We start from the raw sequence: 15,364 nt of genomic DNA, 5'->3' as shown, positions 1-15,364 counted from the left end.
GCCTGAAATTCCGAAACTTAGCTGTCCTCTGGGGCCGCTAGGGATTGGGATAAAGCCCGCACCCTGCGCGTAGCGCGGGTGTCGGGTAGTTTACTGCGCTCCCATCTGAAGAAGTGCCGAAGAGGGGATCCCTCAGCCATTACTCAGATGTAGCCGGCCTCTGCCAAGAGATAAAAATGCCTGCTGGCCTAGGTCTGATGGCATCCAGCTTCACACCGCTCTGGCTGTCTTTTCGACCGATTTGCGCAAGGCAATCACCATCTCAGCGGCGGTTTTTTGGAAAGTCGAGCCTGTTTTCTGGCTGTGATCAGAGTTTGGGGCAGCCGACGAGTGGGGATGAGGCTGTAGAAAGCGGTGAGTCGGATCTACACCGCGGTACTACCCCCAAGGCGATCTTTTGTCAGCTCCATCCACAAAAGCCCCAGCACTCTTCAGGGCTTGAGTTCTTTTTGCCCCCATCACCTTTTGGCAAGGGCAGGAACACCTCTTGAGGGAGACGAGGTTTTTCCTTCGGAGCTGCTGGCTCAAGGAACAAGAGAAAAACCTGTCTTCAAAAAAGCCTCCGACTTTCGGTTGCAGGAGTACATCACAAGGGTATGATCTTAAGAGAAGGATGTAGGACATTAAAAAATGTCAGATATACCACCACAACCTTTAACCGGGAAGGCTCTGCTGCAGAAGGTCGAAGCTTTGGGGCATCTTCCGCGCCGAGAAACGGCAAAGCGATGTGGCTATGTAACCATGACCAAGACCAACAAGCCTCGCGTCAACTTGAATGAGTTCTATGACGCGGTGCTGGCGGCAAAAGGTCTGAGTCTCAGCCCAAGTTCCAGCCGAGACAAGCGCGGTCGTGAACCAACCTTTCGAGTCAGCGTCCACAAAAATGGGCAGTTGATCATTGGGTCGGCCTACACCGAAAAAATGAATCTCAAGCCTGGGGATGAGTTTGAGATTCAGCTGGGTTACAAGCACATTCACCTCAAGCAAGTGCTAAACGGCCAGGGGGTGGAGGAGTCAACCCCAAGCAAAGAAGCTTCCCCCAAAGCGACTCGCGGTCGCCGAAAAAAAACTGCTGGGGCTTGAACCTCTCCTGGGGTTGAGGAGAAGGGATCCAGTTGACGAACTGTCACTGCGCAGCTTTCTTCCCGCTTTGCCCTCTTTAAGATGGGATCCAAAGCCTAGGTTCACCCTCTTTCTGACCCTAGATAAGGATCCCTATGCAACAGAAGGTTCAGCCACCCCTCAAGTTTTTGCCGCCGCGATTGACGCCTTGGGTCGTTCATTTCGCTCAAGCAGGCTTGCCCCTTTGGTTGCGATGGACCAAAGGGATCCCTCGCGTTGAAGTAGAGAGGGGAGAGCGTTTGGCTCAGCTTTATCAGCAGTTTGAGGCGGGCAAGATTCGCCTGCTGGTGGCGTTTCGACACCCGACCCTCGATGATCCCCCCTGCTTGATGTACTTGTTTGCCCATCTTCTGCCGCAGGTGGCCCAACGCCAGGGGATCCGCTTTCGGGGCCGACCCCACGTTTTGTTTGTTTATGACCGCGGCCTACCTCTGTGGCTAGGATCCGTTGCCCGTTGGGGCTTGCCGCGCTTGGGCGGGATCCCGATTTTGCGAGGCCGTCTGGATCGGGCAGGGCTAAAAAGTTCTCGTGAGCAGTTTGTATCGGGCCGATATCCGCTGGCGGTAGCTCCAGAAGGAACGATCAACGGTATGAGCAGTCTTCTCAACCCGTTGGAGCCGGGGGTAGCCCAGATGAGCTTTTGGGCGGTGGAGGATCTGCACAAGGCGGGACGGCCAGAGCAGGTGCTGATCTTGCCGGTAGGCCTTCGCTATTCCTACCTGCGGGATCCCAGTGCCGCTCTGAATAGATTGCTCAGCCGCATGGAGGCCGATTGCAAGCTGCCGCCCACGCGCTCGGCTCACGCCGGTCAAGCCTTTTTGCTGGCCCGTATCCTTCGCTTGGGAGAACACCTGCTCCAGGTCATGCAGACCTTCTATGAGCGCTTCTATGCCCCTGCTCTTCCTGCTGCAGATAGAGCCCAAGTTAAAGAGGGGGATCTGTTGGCGCGTCTTCAAAGCTTGTCAGATCTGGCCCTGCGGGTGGCCGAGCAACATTTCGGCCTAGAGCCTCAAGGAGACTTCATCGAGCGGCGGCACCGCATCGAACAGGCGGGCTGGGCCTGGATCTACCGCGAAGATATTGCCGATATTGCTGGTCTCTCGGCTCTGGAGAGGGGGCTGGCCAATCGAGTGGCTGCTGAGGCCAGTTTTCACCTCTGGCACATGCGCTTGGCGGAAACCTTGATGGTGTTTGCGGTGCGCCCCATGCCCGAGCAGCCCAGTTTGAGTCTAGACGAGTTGGCGGAAACCGCCCTGCGCCTCTGGAGTCTGCTGGCTTGGATCAAAGGAGAAAATCCCGTCGGAACTGCTCCCCCCCGCTTGGGCCCCCGCCTGGCCCGTTTCAGCATTGGGGATCCCCTCTCGGTTTCCGAACGCTGGCCCGCCTACCAGGCCAACCGCCGACAAGCCGTACAAGCCCTCACCCAAGATTTACAAGCAGAAATGGAGCGGCTTATCCAAGGGATCCCGTGCTCCCCTGCGGTCCTCCCTGCTGTCTGACATGCCTAGTCGGCTCAGGGGCAAAAAGTGTAACAATTCCTGAGACATCTTGTGAGATATTTCGTGAAAGTAAAACGAACTTTTGCATTATCTGACAAGCAGGTGAAGGAAAGGGGAAGTTTCTGGCTCTTGGGGTAGAAAGGGGGCAGAAAGGAAGTGAGGCTCGTTGGCTTGGTCTATGTCTGATGAGCTGCTCCGCGCCATTCGCAGACGCGACCTGGAGGCCGCCACTTCAGCCGTGCAGCATTTGCGTTCTCGCCATTTAAGTGAAGCTGTGATCACCTCGATGGTGATGGTGGCCGTGGAGCGGTTGGCATGGGATGAAGGCGACCGGGCCGCCGCCAGTTGGTTACTGCGTCGCTGCTCCAGACGACGGCGCTGAAGGGATCCCTGCCCACATTGATTGTCTCGGGCCGTTGCTCTACGAGCTGTTTCAAGAACGCTGGGCCGAGATCCAACTCGGTCATGGGGTGGAAGGAGGAGTGCTGGAGCTGGCTTTTGAAAAGCCGACGGCTTTGTGCATGCTCTACGACGGCTACCTGACAGTGGCCACCGAAACTTGGCACCTGCATTTGTGCCTGGAGGAGCACCAAGGCGGCCCCTACCGCAAGACCCCACCCGAGCTGCGCCGCAAAAGATGGGTTAGCCGCGCCGCTCTCTACCGCCGTCTCAATCCCCAGAACCAGCCCCGCAGGTGGGGGATCCAGACTGTCTGTCGCTCCAGCCGTTGCTATCCTTCCCGCAACTATCAACCGGTTGTGGAAGCTCTGGAATCTGCCCGCCGAGAAGTCAACCTGGATGTACCGGTCATAACCTCAGGTTGTCTAGAAGTTTGCCAACAGCGACCGGTGGTTTTTTACTCTGGCGACCGCACCTGGTACAAGCGGGTTACTCCGCCAGTAGCGGGACAACTTGTCCACGAGCACCTGCTTAGGAATTGTCCCCTAAAAGCCCATCTTTTCCCAGGAGATTAGCCTATGGTCAGCCTACAGCCGCTTGTTCAAGCCCTTCCCGAAGCTCCTCGCCGAATCCCAGCCTCTATTTGGCTACAGGCTACCCAAGACTTGGCCCAGCCTATTCACCACCCTTGGCTGCCTGAGCAATATCGCCTATACCTGTACGCTGCCCTTTGTTGCTATCGGCATCATTGCAGGCACCAGGTTAACTCGCCAAAGGGCGGTCATCAGCGCTTTGATGATTTGGCTGGCTAACCAAATCTTTGGCTACACCTGGCACAGCTATCCCCGCACCACACCACACGCCCCAACCCTCTAGTTTCCTGCGGTGGAGCACAGCATGCAGACCTGCCGGGACAGCAGAGCAGACCTGTTGCAGGAACTCAGTTTCGGTGAAGGCATCTGTGTACTCGATGGCGAGCACCGGCTTGCCGGCTTTCGTGAAAGGCTGCCAAAGATCGCACCACCCCTCTGCAAAGCAGGACTCACTCACGGCAAAGTCGAAATAGGGCTCTAGAGCAGCCGCTTGTTCAGGATCGTTTTTCAAGCTGACCGCCAAACCGCGACGATGGGCTTCCTGGGCCAGCCAGCGATTGAACTGGAGTTGGTGAGCCGGTGCGAGGGCAAAGCCGGTGGGGTTCAGGTAGCCGTCCACGTTGTCCGGGTCTACACCGTCAAATCCCTTCTGCACCGCCAGATCAAGCCTCGCGCTCAGGATTGGTGCCAGGATGTCAAGGGCGCGAATGTCCACCCAGCGTTCTCTGTCCCAGCCTTCGTAGGCTGCGCCCAGTACGCTTTCCGGGTACAACGCAGCGTCTGGTCGCCAATCTTCCCAACTCCCGGCTGAAAAATAGGCAACAACGCGGGCACCCGACCGCTGGAGCAGAGCAACAGTCTCCGGGGGCGTGTCAAATAGATCCAAGACACAGACCTCTACCCCCGGCTGGGGCGCTGTAACCGGCTGGCTCAACTGGTAGAGCCACACCGCTTCCTTCTGGGGATGCCAGCGGCTAGTCAGGCCACAGCCAGCCGCCAATGCAATCAACAGGGGCAATAGATCGCGATTCATTCCTGTATCCACCGGCAGCTTGCTAAGAAAACGGTGGCCTGCTCCCTCTCCCCTTTATTCTAGGACATCCCACCCATACCCAAACTTTTAGTCCTAGCAAGCGAGAAGAATTTGGTACCCCAGTCATCTCATCTCAATCCTAAATGACTACAAAGTTTGCCTTGACCTTAACTTTATGCATATGCATTTCTGATCCCTTCTAGGGTAAACTCCTGGCAGAAAACCCGGAACGGATCCGGAGACCTGGGAGACAACCATGCCTTTTTACGTGGGTTTGCGGCGCCATGCCCTGCAAGGTTTTATTTTCTCTACGCTAACAGCTCTACTTGTCCAGGCGGGGCTGGCTCGGGCCGATCTGCCCGGAACGGCGGATCCTCCGGGGCTCAAGCGCTTTGCAGGATCCAGCATTGTGTTTCAATCGCAGGCCGACTACGACCGCTTTAAGTTAGCCCTTGAAAAAATCGTCTTCAGTGGCGCGATGGGAGCTGTGCAGCCGTACCGGTCTCAAACTGTCGAAGGGCGTCGCATCACGACCTATTACCGACTGCCGGAGCGGGTTGCCCCTCTTGAGGCGCTGCTCAACTACGAAACCGAACTGAAAGAGTCCGGCTTTGAGATCCTCTTCTCCGGGTTGGGGGAGGAGATTGAGACCCTCGGCTACAACAACCAGATTGCTGACGAGATCCTGGATATGAAGGGCACCTACAGCACGCCGGAAGAACGGGCCCAGTGGCCGTTTCAAAACGCCAGAGAAAACACTGCTGCCTATTTAGCCGCACGTGGCAAGTCCCCCGAAGGCGATGAGCGATTCGTGAGCGCCTACTTTGTGGTCAATACCGATGACTGGGAGATCACCCGCGGCAGTGGGCAGATCCCGACCGGGATTACTCTGGGGCGAGTGGATGTCGTCGATGTCAAGCCCCGCCAGCAACGCCTGGAGCTGGTTGAAAGCATCACAAGCGGCGAGATCAATCAAGCCATCAGCCGCGATGGCCGGATCGCCCTCTACGGCATTCTCTTTGCCTATGACTCGGATCAGATTGAAGCGGCTGCCGAGCCCACCCTTGCCGAGATCGCCAAGCTGATGCGCGAGCGCACCGACCTCAGCATCCTCGTGGTCGGTCATACCGATGCAACCGGTAGCTTCGACTACAACCTAGGTCTCTCGCGGCGCCGGGCCGAGGCGGTTGTCAACCGGTTGGTTCAGCTGGGTATCGAGCAACGTCGACTCTATCCGGTTGGTGTGGGGTTCTCTGCTCCTGTGGCCAGCAACACCACTGAGGAAGGCCGGGCGAAGAATCGCCGCGTGGAGTTGGTGGATCTGGCGGGTGGCAAAATCCCCTAGAGGGGAGTTTCCAGGTCTTGGGGCAGGACGGGTATCGCCGAAAGTCTGGACACTGCGGCTGCGGCGAACTAGTTTAGAGGCAACTCTTTACTTCTAAGCTATTTCAAGGGGTGGGATCCATGCTTAGGCCCAGTCTTCTGTTCTCCGGCTCGGCTTTGCTGGGTTTGCTGTCCTTGCCGTTTTTGATCGGCGAAGGTGGCTGGTTGACCTCATCTCGTAAGAGCCAGAGTCCTGTCACTGAGGTTTCTCTACAAGCTTGGGAGCACTCCCTGCCCTCATCCCAGGCCTTGTTTGAAGATGAACCAGGTTCTGAATCTTGGCTCAGGCGGCAAGCCCAACTGCAAGAACGGGTACAACAGCTTGAGCAGCGATCTCTCGCTCACCAGCAGCAGGTCTATCAATGGCTTGCGCAACAGGCAGATCCCCAGCCCGCGGGGGTTGTTGGCCGTTCCAACCCAAGCCTTGCCGTGCCGGCACGGCCTCGGCGTCAGGATTCCACTCTCTCTCAATCCTCTGCTCCGGCGGATCTTCCCAATGAGCTGGCGCTGCTAACCCAGTCCATCCAACAGGAGCCGGGAAATGCGCAGCTTTATCTGCAACGGGCGCAATACTTCTGGCGTCAGTCTCAGGAGGATCCTGCTGCTTTACCGCAGCCGGAGCATGCTTCTGCCATTGCTTACCTGATGCGCTCCGCTCTGCGGGATCTGGATATTGCTATTGCTTTGGATCCCTATCTGGCTGAAGCCTATTTGCTCAAGGCCAAAATCCAACACGAGCGTTTGCAAGAACCTGAGCAGGCTCTGGCGACCTTGTCTCCCCTGGATCGGATTGCCTATCACAACCCGCAATTGCACTTGATCCGCTCTCGCATCTGGGCCGAACAAGGCCATCTGGAATCGGCGTTTGATGTGTCGCATCTGGCGATTGAGCTGGCCAAGCAAAATCAAAGTGCTGCCGATCTTTTCGAGGCCTATGTCCATCGCGGCCTGATGTGGGCCAGCATCTGCGACTTCAATTTGGCCGTTCAGGATTTCAGCCGAGCTCTTGAGTTGCAGCCTTACCAAGGTGATGTGTACTACTACCGGGGTATGGCGCGCGCTTACCAGGGAGAGGATAGGGCTGGTGCCGCTTCCGATTTGGGTAGCGCTTTGATGTTGTGGCGGGCTTCCGGCACGGGATCCCCGGAGCTGCTGGAATATGCAGAAGCGGTACGGATGGAACTGTTGCGGTAGCTGCAATTCTGGCTGGGTTTTTGCTGCGGATCTTTGGTCTGGCCGACTGGGCAGGGAAGTTCTGGGTCTAGGGTCTTTGCCCAAGAGCGTTTGGCAAGTCCAGCTAGGGCAAGCCAGGATGGTAGAACCGTCTGTTACCTAGCCCCCTGAAGAGAACCCAGCCAGATGATGAGCCGAAGACAATTGACCATCTCCGTATCCTCTGTAGCCCTGGTGGTGGCCACAGGGATGCTGTTGTTGCTGCTGTGGCAACTGCGCAGCTTGGTGCTGACGGTGATGATCGCGGTGGTGGTGGCGGCAGCGCTGGCTCCCCTGGTGGATCTGGCCGAGCGATTACGCATCCCCCGCTGGCTGGGGGTTGTGCTGGTGTATTTGAGCTTAATTGCCGGGATTGCCGGCTTGGCTCTGCTTATTGGCCCGACGGTGGCGACTCAGACCCAGCGGTTGCTGACGAGGCTGCCTTTCTATCTGGAGCAGTTGCAACTGTTGGTGGACACCTGGATTGCTGATCTGGCGGGGGTGGATCCGGCGGCGCTGGACTACTTAAACCAGTTGCTCGATCCTCAGTCGTTGATGAGCTGGGCAGTTCGCTCGGGACAACGGGTGCTGGTGCAGTCTTTCGACTTCACCCGCGGTTTGCTGGGCGGTCTGCTAACCACGGTGCTGACCCTCTTCATTTCCGGCTACATGCTGGTGAGCGGCTCTGACTTGGTGCGGGGCTTGGTGGAGTTGTTTCCTTATCCCTGGAATGACCGGCTGGCTCAGCAGGTACACCCGATGGCTCAGCGCATGGGGGGCTACATCCAGGGGCGGGTGCTGGTCTCTGCCATTTTGGGTGTGATGATCACCGTCTCGCTTCGCTTTCTGGGCCTGTCGGAGTTTGCTCTGGCGCTGGGGGTGATCGCTGGGTTTACCAACCTTATCCCCTTCATTGGGCCGGTACTGGGATCCCTGCCCGCCTTGGTGGTGGCAATCGTTCAGGGGGGCTGGACTTTTTTGTGGGTGCTGATCCTATACGTTGCCGTTCAAAACCTGGAAACCTATGTGTTGGATCCTCTGTTGGTGGGATCCTCGGTGCGGGTGAAGCCCTTGTATCAGTTGCTGGCGGTGCTGGGGGGCACCCAGTTGTTGGGTATTGTTGGGGCGGTGATCGCCCCCCCGTGGGTGGCCGGTATGGCGGTGCTGTTGGAGAACCTTTATCTGAAGCCCAAGCAGGAGGCAGAGGTTCGATCCAGGCTGTATGCTCGGGCCACCGAGGCTGCCGGTTCTTTGGCTTTGCCGGGGATGGATTCTGCCGACGCGAGCAACCCAGAGCCATCTTTTTCCTCTGGTCCGAATGGCTCTTCAAATGAGCCGGAAGAGTTGCCACAGGAAGAAAGTCTCTCGCCTGCGGATCCCGTAGCCGGAAGAAGTCCTTATTAGCAAGCTTCTCATCTATTCGCCTCTGTTGCTCTCGGAGAAGGGCTGCTGTGGTTTTGGGTAGGGTGCACATCTCAGCGGTGACGGGCATCGAGGATGAACAGAGCACTACCTACGACGAACAGGAGGCTGGCTCCTATCCCCAGCAGGGTTTGGACAACCTTGAGATTGAGAAAGGCTGGAGCTGCTGGATCCCACAGAGAGGGGTCACTGCCCAAGGTCATCACCTCGCTCACCGCAAACAGGCCACTCCCCAGCAAAAACAACCAACTGGCCAACTCGTAGCGGTGGTTGCCTCTCATGTCTTCTCCGACTGCAAGTGTTCGTAGGCTTGAGCAGCGGCGGCCATTTCCGCAGCCTTTTTCGAGCGACCTTCACCGCGGCCCCAGCACCGCCCTTGCCCCCAAACTTCCATGGTGAAATGAGGGGGATGCTCCTGGGCGGCCACCAGGCGGTATTCGGGCAGGCTACCCCAAAGGCGTTGGGTGAGTTCTTGCAAGGCTGCTTTGGGGTTGCGCCGAGTGGGGTCTTGGAACCATTGCTCCACTCGTCGGTGTAAGTAGGGATCCAGCCAGGGATGCAGCCTGGGCAGCGTGTAAATACCCCAACTGAGATAAAAGGCTCCCAGGAGAGCCTCGAAAGCATCCGCCAGCCGCCGACCCCGTCCGGCCAAGTCGTTTTGAGAGCTGGATCCCACCTCCAGGTAGCGATCCAAGCCGTGCAGATCCGCCAGTTCTGCCAGGTAAGCATCGCTGGTCAGGTCGGAGCGAATCGCGGTCAGCTCTCCCACCGACAGATGGGGATAGGACTGAAACAAGAATTCCGTAACCAAAATTCGCAGGACAGAATCCCCCAACAACTCCAGCCGATCGTTGTTCCGTCGGCCATCCAGAGAAGGGTGAATCAGAGCCTGATCCAGCAGATCCCAACGCAGTTGTTCCAGCAAAGCCGGATCCCTGAATCCAAGGCGGGCCAGCAAATGCTCCAAGGCACGGCGACGGGGCGGGATCAACTCAACCATACACTCAGGTGCTGACGTTGCCTTAGCGGTCAGAACTGCACAGCTTGCAACCATTTTGACCTGAGCCATCTCACCCAGGCCGGGATCCCCGCTCAGGCGGTAAGCCAGCTATGCTACAGGAGTAGTATAGGCTTTTCGAGGGAGGATCTCGGCATGCCCATTCGCGCCAATTCCCCCATTCCCACGACCCAGATGGAAGTGACCAGCATTCGGCTGGAACGTGAGCTGAAGCAGCGACTGAAGGCGTTGGCCGGAAATCAGGGTTACCAGGCCCTCATACGGGAAATTCTTTGGAGCTATGTCCTACGCCACTCCCAAGGGGCTGCTGCCCTCAGTCCTGAGGATATTCGGGCCAGCTTCCCGGCCACGGCCCACCAAGCCCAATGCTGCGCTCTCACCGGACGGGCCATTCAACCGCAGGAGCCAATGTTGCTGGGGTGGACCACCGATGGGAAGTTTGTCGCCCTCAGCTCCTCCTGCTTTTAAGTTTTGGAGTCTCTGATACATTCACGCTGAACTCTCCTGAACATGGTTCAGGAAAGAAGCGATCGCATCCTGCCTATCTCTGAGCAGGAAGGCGGTATCCCGCAAAGCCCTGAGGAATACCCCCCGAGCGCTTTCCCCCTTCACTTCCCGGCAACCGTTGCGGTGGACTCAAGGATCAGGGGGAAACTTGGTCTACTATATCCCTCTCAATGACTTTTGCCAAACCGCCTAAAGCTCAGTAAATTCAGCAAAGTTCAGGGTTTTGGGGGTTAGAGGCATGCTCTCCAGTTGGCGAAAGGCTCCACCCGGCACGAATGCCACCCCTTTAGACGCCACGAAGTTCTCGATATTTTCTGGCCCGTTCCTCGGCTGGATCGGGGGCTTGAGCTTTGGCAACTGCCTCCTCCAGTTGGGCCATCACCGTCTCTGCCGGTTCAGCGGAGCGGACGACGTAAAACATTAGGTTAATGGCTTCGTTGGCCGTCAGTTTGAGGGTTTCTTTTCCTTTGGGCACCAGCGCGATCTTGCCATCTGTGGTTGTGATGGCTGTATGGGATCCCTTAGCCAGAATCTCCCCAGCTTTTTCCAGAGTGACAAGCATATCCGTAGCTCACGGCAGCAGGACATCTACTATCCTATCGAATGTCTTGGGGCAAACGTTCCAGAAGGGTCTAAGCCATTTGGCGGATTGGGTGGGTTCATCATGGGTTGCCATGCTCTGCCAGCCAAGCATACAAGTGGGGAAACAACTTTTGATTGGCTCCCGGGAAGGGAAATTCCGACAGTTCCGCCGGGCTGACCCAGCGCACCTCGCTACATTGCAGGGCTTGAGCTTCTCCGCCCAGGTAGCGGCAGATAAAAGCAATAAGAGTAACGGTGAAATGGGTGTAGGCATGTTCGATGGTGGCCAGCGGTGCGACCACCTCGATGTCGATGCCGATTTCTTCCTTCACCTCCCGCACTACACACTCAGCAGCCGTTTCTCCCGGCTCGATTTTCCCTCCGGGAAACTCCCACAGCCCACTGAGCATTGAGCTTTCCAGTCGTCGATCGATAAGGATTTCTTTTCCCCGCAGAACAATGGCAACCGCGATTTGCTTATGAGGACGAGAGGCACGGGGTGCAGACATAGGCAATTGTTGGTGTTGACCTCGATTGTAGGCGCTGCAATCCGCTTGCCAAGGGCACCGGCCACAGTGAGGCTTTTTGGGACGACAGACGGTAGCTCCCAAATCCATCAGGGCTTGGTTAAAAGCCCGTGGCTGCACAGGATCCAACAATTGCTGGGAAAGCTGCCACAACAGGGGCAGACACTGGGCCGGAGGCTGTTGCAAAGCCACCAAGCGAGCCAACACCCGCTTAACGTTGCCATCCAAAATGGGCAAAGGCTGATCGAAGGCAGCGCTGAGAATGCCGCCGGCTGTGGTGCGCCCGATCCCCGGCAGAGCCAGCACCTGCTCCAAATCCCTGGGGAACTCGCCGTTCCGTTCCCGCACCAGGATTTGGGCGGCTTTGTGCAAGTTCAGGGCCCGCCGGTAGTAGCCTAGGCCCTCCCACAGTTTCAGCACCTGCTGCTGGGGGGCTGCCGCCAATGCTGGGATCCCGGGCAGGGTTTGCATCCAGCGCTGAAAGTAGGGGATAACTGTTGCCACCTGGGTTTGCTGTAACATCACTTCCGAAACCCAAATGGCGTAGGGATCCCGGGTGCGGCGCCAGGGCAGATCCCGCCCGTGTTCACGGTACCAACGCTGAAGAGACTGCCGCAAGCGTTGCAAGAAAGCCTCGTCCCACTCCCCTCCTTTGCTCGGAAGGCTGGCAATGTAGGAAAAACTGACCTCGGCTTCTGATATGGGCTGAGACTCAAGCTGCGTAAGCAAAGTGCAAAGCCCACCAGATCAGGGCCGAAACCACACCGGCCACAATTCCTGCCGAGATCAAAACGACAATTGGGCTATCTGCCCCCTTGAACTTCATAATGCCGCGATTGTAGTCAGCCATCCTTGCCTCCTACCAGCTCTGGCGTTGGGGTTGTCAGGGATGTTGATCGGGATCCAGATCTGCCAGCTCTATTCACAGGGAAAGCTGTGGCGAAGATGTCCCAGTAGAGGTGCTCCGCACCGCCGGCGCAAACATGCCTGGGGAGAAGCACCGTCCTCGGTCATGCATGATACAACCTTAGCATGGAACAGACTTTGACCCTGGTGATTTGGACTGTTTGGAATAACCAGAAGCTAGGCAACCCGCAGGACTAACCGGTCTGCTTCCCACTGTCGAAATAGGTTGAGAAGGTGGTCGGCTCTCTCTTCATGGGCAGCCAGGATCTCAGCGCCAGAACGGGCTTGATTGGCCAAGGGCAGCAGCAGCTCCACCACTTGGTAGCGGGTAGAGGCTATCATCTTGCCCGGGATGCGGGCGACGGGCCAGAAAATATCCATCTTCTGGGTCAGGATCTGGGCCGGATCCAGCTTGCCCAACAGATCTGAAAAGGGGATTTTTTGATCCCAGTAGCGCACGCTGCCATAGCGGACGAACAAGGGGTTGAGTTGCCAGCGGGATCCCTTAAAAAATTCGACTGTAAAGGGATCCCAAGTTGTTATCTTTTGACCTTGATGGCAGCACCAAAAGAGATTTTGCGTGTGATATAGGGGCTCCAGATACTCGATGACCCGCAGTTGGTCGATGCGAGCAAGGGCCTCGTAGCGGCGATGGAACTCCGGGTGGGTGGCGGCAATCAACGGCCTGGCATTCCAATAGTCCAAGTAGGGGGCTACATCGATAAACTCCAGCCCGGCTTGGGCAAGCAAGTCGGGAATCTCGCCGATGTCGAAAGGAATATCATTGGCATGGAAGAAATTATCGACAATGTTTTCATCTTGTCCATAGTATTCTTGGTGAGCCTTGGCGTGCTTGGCCAAAAGGGAATTGGGGCTGGCTCCCTTCAGCAGTTGCCGCACAAATTCGATCTTTTCTGGGGTTGCAGGTGGGGTGATGCCCAACAACTCCAAGGCTCGCCGAATGCGGTACAGATGCCAACGGCCTGAACGGTTGTAGAGCATCAGCGCCATCACCCCGTCGGCAGCTAGGCGCGAGGCCAAGTTCCTCAAAGCCTTGACGGGATCGGCAGTGTGGTGGATTACCCCGTAGGAGCTGATCATGTCGAAGCTGCCTTCGGGCCAAGTAGAGGGATCCAGCAGATCCCCGTACTGCACAGAGCAGTTGCGTAGGCCGTGGTGCTTAATTCGCTTTTGGGCAATCTCTAGGGCCGGGCGGCTGATGTCGATCCCGACCACCGACCCATAGCCGGGGTTGCTGGCGGCAATGCCATGCACCTCCCAGCCGGTGCCACACCCTGCCACCAAAAACCTGGATCCTGTGGGCTCTTGCAAGGTGCGGGTGCGGGCGTACTGCGCCAAGGTATAGCTGCCCAGACTGGAGAAGCCCTCAAAGGGCCGGTCGTAAGGAATAGGAGGGTAGGGGAACGTCTCGTACTGGGCCTGCACCGCCCGGGTAATCTCGGCTTCGCTCACCAAAAGCACTTCCTCCCACGCGTTCCCCCCCATCCTAAGGTCTTCTTGACGCTTTGAGCCGGGAGATCTTGCTGGGTTGCCCGTCTGAGAACCTGGCCCTTCACAGCCTGGTTGTAAACCCCGCCGGAGGCAGAGCGGGCGGGACGGAGTCCTCACAAAACCGAGTGAGGCAGGCGACCCTCTGCCGAGCCGTTGGCTAAGGCCCTGCCAGAGCGTGAGTTGCCCGCTTGTAGGCTTCCTCCAGCGTCTCTGCCAAGGTGGGGTGAACGTGCACCAAGCCGGCCAGTTCTCGCACCGTGGCCCGGCGAGCAATGGCCTGAGCTGCCTCGTGAATCAAATCCGCCGCATGGGGCCCGAAGATATGGGATCCCAGCAGTAGGCCGGTGCTCTTGTCAAAGACCAGCTTGACCATGCCCTCTGTCTCTCCCGAAGCAATGGCCTTGGAGTTGCCGCCAAAGTAGGTGCGCACCGTGCCCACGCTGTAGCCTTCCTCCTTGGCCTGAGGTTCGGTCAGCCCCACAAAACCCATTTCCGGGTGAGTGAACACCGCGGCCGGGATGCTGAGGTAGTCCATGTAGGCAGTACGGCCACAGATGTTTTCCACGGCCACTCTCCCCTGAGCTGCCGCCGCGTGGGCCAACATCATCTTGCCGGTCACATCCCCAATAGCCCAGAGGTGAGGCAAATCGGTGGCCATGCGGCTATCGACAGGAATAAACCCCCGTTTGCCGGTGTCGATGCCCAACTCGGCCAAGCCCAGCCCCTCTGAGACCGGGATCCGACCGGCAGCCACCAAGCAGCCATCCACCTGCAGCGTCTCGCCGTTGGAGAGGTGAATGGTCACCGGCTGGCCGGGGATCACCTGCCGAGCCAGCACGCCCACAAAGGTTTGAATGGAGCGGGGCTTGATCAGCACTCGCTGGGCCAGGCGGGCAATGTCTGGGTCGAAAGCCGGCATCAGGGTCTCTAGGGCTTCGATGAGGATGACCTGGGATCCCAAGGCAGTGTAGATGTCGGCAAACTCCTGGCCAATGTAGCCGCTGCCGATAATCGCTAGGCGCTCCGGGATCCACTCCAGCCGCACCGCCTCGTCGCTGGTGAACACCGTCCGGCCATCCACCTCGATGCCAGGGGGCACAAAGGGGCGGGAGCCCGTAGCAAGAATAACATCCTGCGCCGTGTAGGTGTGGGATCCCTTCTCTTCCTGGACTTCCACCTGCTGGGGTGCCACCAACTTGCCTCGCCCTCTCAGGATTGTTACCCCCAGCTTCTCCAGCGAGCGAGTCATGTCGGCGCGGATCTTCTCCACCACTTGGGCAGCATGATTGGCAATAGCCTCTCGGTTCACCTGAAGGGATCCCACTTGGATGCCCAGCTCAGAGCTGTGTTGCAGTTCCCGCAGGCGTCCGGAGGCGGCCAAGAGAGCCTTGGAGGGGATGCAGCCGCGGTTGATGCAGGTGCCGCCCATTTCTGCACCTTCAACGATGGCGGTTTTCAGGCCGGATTCGACAGCATGCAAAGCAGCGCCGTGGCCGCCGACGCCGGCACCGATGATGATTACGTCAAAATCGAAGCTCATGGCGAGATTGGATAACCAGTGCCTCATTTTCTCACCTTGTTGGCCTTCCCAGAAACCTGGCTAGGGGCACCCAAGCCATGCAGTAGCATAGAGTCGCTTGTAGGCGGGT

The 15,364-nt window shown here is 57.8% G+C and carries 16 protein-coding genes; 8 read left to right on the top strand and 8 right to left on the bottom strand.

What is annotated here, in order from left to right:
• Window positions 1-630 precede the first annotated feature (630 nt).
• The 4 genes from ACVWZU_RS08405 (at window position 631) to ACVWZU_RS08390 (ending at window position 3,595) form a co-directional block, all read left to right on the top strand.
• Window positions 631-1,083: an AbrB family transcriptional regulator gene (locus ACVWZU_RS08405; RefSeq protein WP_414343799.1), complete on the top strand. Its 453-nt coding sequence runs from the start codon at window positions 631-633 to the stop codon at window positions 1,081-1,083.
• A 134-nt stretch (window positions 1,084-1,217) separates the two neighbouring features.
• Window positions 1,218-2,621, top strand: a complete 1,404-nt coding sequence (locus ACVWZU_RS08400; RefSeq protein ID WP_457444331.1) for a 1-acyl-sn-glycerol-3-phosphate acyltransferase — start codon at window positions 1,218-1,220, stop codon at window positions 2,619-2,621.
• A gap of 178 nt (window positions 2,622-2,799) precedes the next feature.
• Window positions 2,800-3,003, top strand: coding sequence for a hypothetical protein (locus ACVWZU_RS08395; RefSeq protein ID WP_041436260.1), 204 nt, complete (start codon window positions 2,800-2,802; stop codon window positions 3,001-3,003).
• Entirely contained in the window at window positions 2,942-3,595 is a 654-nt protein-coding gene (locus ACVWZU_RS08390; RefSeq protein ID WP_414406465.1) for a (2Fe-2S) ferredoxin domain-containing protein, read from the top strand. Before ACVWZU_RS08395 ends, ACVWZU_RS08390 begins: the two co-directional genes overlap by 62 nt.
• Before the next feature lie 187 nt (window positions 3,596-3,782).
• On the opposite strand, the gene ACVWZU_RS08385 is transcribed toward ACVWZU_RS08390, so the two are convergent.
• Window positions 3,783-4,646, bottom strand: coding sequence for an endo alpha-1,4 polygalactosaminidase (locus tag ACVWZU_RS08385; RefSeq protein ID WP_457444329.1), 864 nt, complete (start codon window positions 4,644-4,646; stop codon window positions 3,783-3,785).
• A gap of 256 nt (window positions 4,647-4,902) precedes the next feature.
• On the opposite strand from ACVWZU_RS08385, the gene ACVWZU_RS08380 reads away from it, so the two are divergent.
• The 3 genes from ACVWZU_RS08380 (at window position 4,903) to ACVWZU_RS08370 (ending at window position 8,645) form a co-directional block, all read left to right on the top strand.
• Window positions 4,903-5,991, top strand: a complete 1,089-nt coding sequence (locus ACVWZU_RS08380) for an OmpA family protein (protein WP_457444327.1) — start codon at window positions 4,903-4,905, stop codon at window positions 5,989-5,991.
• Window positions 5,992-6,110: 119 nt separating this feature from the next.
• Complete coding sequence (locus ACVWZU_RS08375) at window positions 6,111-7,223, top strand: hypothetical protein (RefSeq protein WP_457444325.1); 1,113 nt, start codon at window positions 6,111-6,113, stop codon at window positions 7,221-7,223.
• A 168-nt stretch (window positions 7,224-7,391) separates the two neighbouring features.
• Complete coding sequence (locus ACVWZU_RS08370; protein ID WP_011432398.1) at window positions 7,392-8,645, top strand: AI-2E family transporter; 1,254 nt, start codon at window positions 7,392-7,394, stop codon at window positions 8,643-8,645.
• Between the two features lie 71 nt (window positions 8,646-8,716).
• On the opposite strand, the gene ACVWZU_RS08365 is transcribed toward ACVWZU_RS08370, so the two are convergent.
• Both ACVWZU_RS08365 and rnc read right to left on the bottom strand, forming a co-directional pair.
• Window positions 8,717-8,944: a hypothetical protein gene (locus tag ACVWZU_RS08365; RefSeq protein ID WP_414344842.1), complete on the bottom strand. Its 228-nt coding sequence runs from the start codon at window positions 8,942-8,944 to the stop codon at window positions 8,717-8,719.
• The gene (gene rnc / locus ACVWZU_RS08360; protein ID WP_011432396.1) at window positions 8,941-9,663 is read right to left on the bottom strand and encodes a ribonuclease III; all 723 of its coding nucleotides are present in this window, start codon (window positions 9,661-9,663) and stop codon (window positions 8,941-8,943) included. Before rnc ends, ACVWZU_RS08365 begins: the two co-directional genes overlap by 4 nt.
• A 153-nt stretch (window positions 9,664-9,816) precedes the next feature.
• On the opposite strand from rnc, the gene ACVWZU_RS08355 reads away from it, so the two are divergent.
• Window positions 9,817-10,149, top strand: a complete 333-nt coding sequence (locus ACVWZU_RS08355) for a hypothetical protein (protein WP_457444323.1) — start codon at window positions 9,817-9,819, stop codon at window positions 10,147-10,149.
• Between the two features lie 325 nt (window positions 10,150-10,474).
• Here ACVWZU_RS08355 and ACVWZU_RS08350 read toward each other — a convergent pair whose 3' ends face one another.
• From ACVWZU_RS08350 to lpdA, 5 genes are all read right to left on the bottom strand, one after another.
• Window positions 10,475-10,750: a hypothetical protein gene (locus tag ACVWZU_RS08350; RefSeq protein WP_099812344.1), complete on the bottom strand. Its 276-nt coding sequence runs from the start codon at window positions 10,748-10,750 to the stop codon at window positions 10,475-10,477.
• A 100-nt stretch (window positions 10,751-10,850) separates the two neighbouring features.
• Window positions 10,851-11,924 carry an A/G-specific adenine glycosylase gene (mutY, locus tag ACVWZU_RS08345; protein WP_457444336.1) on the bottom strand — a complete coding sequence of 358 codons (1,074 nt, stop codon included), beginning with the start codon at window positions 11,922-11,924 and terminating at the stop codon, window positions 10,851-10,853.
• An 85-nt stretch (window positions 11,925-12,009) separates the two neighbouring features.
• Window positions 12,010-12,147 carry a hypothetical protein gene (locus tag ACVWZU_RS08340; protein WP_011432392.1) on the bottom strand — a complete coding sequence of 46 codons (138 nt, stop codon included), beginning with the start codon at window positions 12,145-12,147 and terminating at the stop codon, window positions 12,010-12,012.
• A gap of 233 nt (window positions 12,148-12,380) precedes the next feature.
• Window positions 12,381-13,709 carry a class I SAM-dependent methyltransferase gene (locus tag ACVWZU_RS08335; RefSeq protein WP_457444321.1) on the bottom strand — a complete coding sequence of 443 codons (1,329 nt, stop codon included), beginning with the start codon at window positions 13,707-13,709 and terminating at the stop codon, window positions 12,381-12,383.
• Window positions 13,710-13,872: 163 nt separating this feature from the next.
• A complete protein-coding gene (gene lpdA, locus ACVWZU_RS08330) occupies window positions 13,873-15,255 on the bottom strand; it encodes a dihydrolipoyl dehydrogenase (RefSeq protein WP_457444334.1) in 1,383 nt (460 codons plus the stop codon).
• Window positions 15,256-15,364 lie beyond the last annotated feature (109 nt).

Source organism: Thermostichus sp. MS-CIW-26, from assembly GCF_054059115.1.
Note: the sequence above shows the minus strand (reverse complement) of the source record. Positions and strands in the feature narration are given on the sequence as shown.

Coding starts and splice junctions, on each gene's coding strand:
- ACVWZU_RS08405 (WP_414343799.1), top strand. CDS start 631: ATGTCAGATATACCACCACAACCTTTAACCGGGAAGGCTCTGCTGCAG.
- ACVWZU_RS08400 (WP_457444331.1), top strand. CDS start 1,218: ATGCAACAGAAGGTTCAGCCACCCCTCAAGTTTTTGCCGCCGCGATTG.
- ACVWZU_RS08395 (WP_041436260.1), top strand. CDS start 2,800: ATGTCTGATGAGCTGCTCCGCGCCATTCGCAGACGCGACCTGGAGGCC.
- ACVWZU_RS08390 (WP_414406465.1), top strand. CDS start 2,942: ATGAAGGCGACCGGGCCGCCGCCAGTTGGTTACTGCGTCGCTGCTCCA.
- ACVWZU_RS08385 (WP_457444329.1), bottom strand. CDS start 4,646: ATGAATCGCGATCTATTGCCCCTGTTGATTGCATTGGCGGCTGGCTGT.
- ACVWZU_RS08380 (WP_457444327.1), top strand. CDS start 4,903: ATGCCTTTTTACGTGGGTTTGCGGCGCCATGCCCTGCAAGGTTTTATT.
- ACVWZU_RS08375 (WP_457444325.1), top strand. CDS start 6,111: ATGCTTAGGCCCAGTCTTCTGTTCTCCGGCTCGGCTTTGCTGGGTTTG.
- ACVWZU_RS08370 (WP_011432398.1), top strand. CDS start 7,392: ATGAGCCGAAGACAATTGACCATCTCCGTATCCTCTGTAGCCCTGGTG.
- ACVWZU_RS08365 (WP_414344842.1), bottom strand. CDS start 8,944: ATGAGAGGCAACCACCGCTACGAGTTGGCCAGTTGGTTGTTTTTGCTG.
- rnc (WP_011432396.1), bottom strand. CDS start 9,663: ATGGTTGAGTTGATCCCGCCCCGTCGCCGTGCCTTGGAGCATTTGCTG.
- ACVWZU_RS08355 (WP_457444323.1), top strand. CDS start 9,817: ATGCCCATTCGCGCCAATTCCCCCATTCCCACGACCCAGATGGAAGTG.
- ACVWZU_RS08350 (WP_099812344.1), bottom strand. CDS start 10,750: ATGCTTGTCACTCTGGAAAAAGCTGGGGAGATTCTGGCTAAGGGATCC.
- ACVWZU_RS08340 (WP_011432392.1), bottom strand. CDS start 12,147: ATGGCTGACTACAATCGCGGCATTATGAAGTTCAAGGGGGCAGATAGC.
- ACVWZU_RS08335 (WP_457444321.1), bottom strand. CDS start 13,709: ATGGGGGGGAACGCGTGGGAGGAAGTGCTTTTGGTGAGCGAAGCCGAG.
- lpdA (WP_457444334.1), bottom strand. CDS start 15,255: ATGAGCTTCGATTTTGACGTAATCATCATCGGTGCCGGCGTCGGCGGC.